Consider the following 3,534-nt stretch of genomic DNA (forward strand, 5'->3'; position numbering starts at 1 on the left):
AGGGCTTTATATATCGTGGGGCGCACGAAAATTAACGCTTGGGGAGAAACTCCCTCTTGGTTGGTTGGAGAAATCCTGCTAGCTAACGGAGATTCGTTGAACCAAGAATCCACGCTCCTTTAGGGCGTGGAGCGTCAATTAACACAGAAACCCGGTTCCTCCCCTACAAAATTAAATAAGAGGGTAGTTCACGAACGAGTTACAGGTAAATAGTGGTCGATCATTTCCCGATATTGACGCTTTTGTTTAATTCCCTGTATTACTTCTAATAACTCCTGATCATGGAACAACTGCACCGTTGGTGTCCCAATAACTTGTGCTTGTTTGGCGATCGCTGGTTCTGCATCAATATCAATTTCGACAAAGTGAATTTTCCCCTCGTATTCACCCACCACCTTATCCAAAATCGGCTTCAGGGTATGACAGGGGCCGCAGTCGGGGGAGATGTATTTTACCAGAATCACGCGATCGCTCTCATGGAACAACCGCCGCAACGCATACCCCCCAAAATGCCGAGTCACGCTAATATCAAAAGTTTCCGCCGTCTCCGTCTGAGGTTTCTCCGCCTCCTGCTGTGGCTCAGACTGCGCTTCCACGTCCTGATGATACTCCTGAATCAAATTCTGCTCCGACAGCCACCGTTCCGCCAACAACGCCGCCGCACAACCCGTTCCCGCCGCCGTCACCGCCTGGCGATACACCGCATCCTGCACATCCCCCGCCGCATACACCCCCGCAACCGAAGTAGCCACAGAATCCGGCTTAGTCCTAATATACCCCTTCTCATCCAAGTCTAATTGCCCCGCAAACAACCTTGTATTTGGCGTATGGCCAATAGCATAAAATAGCCCCCTCGCCTCAATAACAGACTCCTCACCAGACTGGTTATGACGCACCTGAACCCCCGTCAGCCAATGGCCTTCTCCCAGCACATCCACCGCTTCGGTATTCCAGTGAATAGTAATTTTCGGATGATTCAAAACCCGGTCTTGTAGCGTTTTTGCAGCCCGCAACCTATCCCGACGCACCAACAAATGCACCTGGGACGCATATTTCGTCAAATAAACCGACTCCTCAGCCGCCGAGTCACCTCCCCCCACCACCACTAACGCCTCATTCTGAAAATTAGGGGCTGCACCATCACAAATGGCACAAGCCGAAATCCCCTGATTCCAATACTGCTGCTCATTGGGTAACTGTAACCGTTTCGCCGTTGCTCCCGTAGCGATAATAACACTGTGGGTTTGCACTTCTCGTTCCCCAGACCGCACCGTAAACGGTCGTTGACGCAAATCCACTGCTGTGACATCCTCGGTATAACAGTCCGTCCCCCACCGTTCCGCCTGAGCCTTCATCCGTTCCATTAATTGCGGCCCCGTCACCCCATCAGGAAACCCCGGATAATTCTCCACATCCGTTGTCGTCATCAACTGGCCCCCTGGCAACCCTCCCCTTTGCAACCCCTCAAACATCACAGGTTTTAAATTTGCTCGGGCTGCATAGATGGCGGCGGTATATCCTGCTGGCCCCGACCCAATAATCACAAGATTCTCCACGATTTGTGCCTTCATAGATTAAATTAAACTCATAACCATTCCGTTTTTAGGTAGTATAACATTGGGGAAGCCCATTCTCTTATTCTGGCAGTTCGACTGCAACCAAGGGAAAAAACATCTTTTTTAGGAAAATTGTAAAAGTGAGTTTAACTTTTGGCGAAAACGTGGGAATCTTGTAGAGAAAGAATTTTATTGAGCCATGAATTCTAACACTTCTGATATTACCGAGAAAATCCGCCAGCAATTTGATTTTGGTCCTTATCCCCGTTCCTCCCTAGAGCAAACTCCCAAGGATAATCTCCGGTATTTATATTGGCATAACTTAGCCACTCCTTATTATTTGAGAAATCAAAAATTTTGGGATTCTCAAGATAAAGTTATTTTAGATGCGGGATGTGGCGCGGGTTATAAATCTTTAGCCCTAGCAGAAGCTAACCCAGGGGCAAAGATTGTGGGAATAGACTTATCAGAAAAGTCCGTTGAATTAGCTCGCATCCGTTTAAAACATTATGGGTTTGAGGAGGCGGAGTTTCATCAACTTTCCTTGTATGATCTTCCCAGTTTAGGATTAAAATTTGATTATATTAATTGTGACGAAGTTTTATATTTAGTCCCTGATATTGTCCGAGGATTACAGGCCATGAAAGGGGTTTTAAAGCCCGATGGTATTATTCGGACTAACTTACATAGCTTATATCAACGGGGTGCTTACTTTCGCGCCCAAGAGTTATTTAAACGGATGGGGTTAATGGATGAAAATCCAGAGGAAATGCAAATGGAGATTGTCACAGAAATTATGCAATCTTTCAATCCTAGGGTTGATCTAAAACAGAAAACTTGGCCGAAAAAGATGGATGATCCCAAGAATCAGCATACCCTATTAAGTAACCAGTTATTAGTCGGCGATCGCGGATTTACTATTCCTGATGTTTTTCAAAGTTTACAAGCCGCCAATCTAGACTTCATTGAAATGCTCAACTGGCAGGAATGGAACGTAGAGCGACTATTTCAAGAACCCGAAAACTTACCCGTTTTTCTCGCCCTAGCGTTACCCGAAGCCACCCGTGAAGAACAACTCACATTTTTTGAATTAATGCACCCCATTTTCCGTCTGCTAGACTTTTGGTGTGGTCATCCCATCGACAATTCTGCTATTGTCCCCGTGAGTGACTGGACCGATAGCGACTGGGAAAACGCAACCGTCTATCTTCACCCTCTGCTACATAAAGACCCTGTTAAAACCGCCTTCAAAGGAGCAACCGAACAACTCCAAGCCTTCCCGTTAAGTAATATATTACCCATTCCAGGGGTTGAAGCCTTATCTCTAGATATCACCCTGACGACTTGCCTCTTTCCCCCTCTGTGGGAGTCTCCCCAACCCTTTAAACAATTAGTCGAACGTTGGCAAAGGTTACGTCCCATTGATCTAGCCACCCTCGAACCTACCACCCCGCAAACGGCCTTCAGTCTGCTGAAAAATACGCTCACCGGACTAGAAGAATTTGGGTATATTTTCTTGGAACAGTGACAAGTTAGTCCGTGGCTTGTTGTTGAACAACTGCCACGGGTAAAGACAACACCTCGGCCACCTCCTCTACAGTCATGCCATTGGCAAGTAAGCGGGGGATAGCCCGTTGTCGGGCAAGTTCAGCTTGTTCGGCCCGTTGTTGGAACTGTTCGGCCCGTTGTTGGAACTGTTCAGCCCGTTGTCGTTCAGCTTCAGCCTGTTGTCGTTGCCTTTCTGCCTGTTGTCGTTCCGCTTCAGCCTGTTGTCGTTGCCTTTCTGCTTGTTGTCGTTCCGCTTCAGCCCGTTGTCGTTGCCTTTCGGCCTGTTGTCGTTCCGCTTCAGCAGAGAGTAAAACTAAATTCCCCTCCAAGTCAAAAAACCGTAACCAGGGGGCGGTTTCTCGTTGTATTGTTCCTTCCCACACCCCTACCCATAACCCCAAGGTTTCACACCATAACCATCCTCTCTCAT

At 47.6% G+C, this 3,534-nt stretch carries 2 protein-coding genes and 1 pseudogene; 1 reads left to right on the forward strand and 2 read right to left on the reverse strand.

The features are described from left to right. Window positions 1–188: 188 nt before the first annotated feature. On the reverse strand, window positions 189–1,571 hold the full coding sequence (gene trxB, locus PN462_RS04790) for a thioredoxin-disulfide reductase (RefSeq protein ID WP_272126874.1): 1,383 nt from the start codon (window positions 1,569–1,571) through the stop codon (window positions 189–191). A 184-nt stretch (window positions 1,572–1,755) separates the two neighbouring features. Between trxB and PN462_RS04795 the strand changes: the two genes are divergently transcribed. Continuing rightward, window positions 1,756–3,084 carry a class I SAM-dependent methyltransferase gene (locus tag PN462_RS04795; protein ID WP_272126875.1) on the forward strand — a complete coding sequence of 443 codons (1,329 nt, stop codon included), beginning with the start codon at window positions 1,756–1,758 and terminating at the stop codon, window positions 3,082–3,084. 4 nt (window positions 3,085–3,088) lie between these two features. Here the strand turns inward: PN462_RS04795 and PN462_RS04800 are convergent. After that, window positions 3,089–3,534, reverse strand: a pseudogene (locus PN462_RS04800) (hypothetical protein); the annotation flags it as partial.

It is taken from the genome of Spirulina sp. CS-785/01 (assembly GCF_028330525.1).
Classification (GTDB): domain Bacteria; phylum Cyanobacteriota; class Cyanobacteriia; order Cyanobacteriales; family Spirulinaceae; genus JAQMSD01.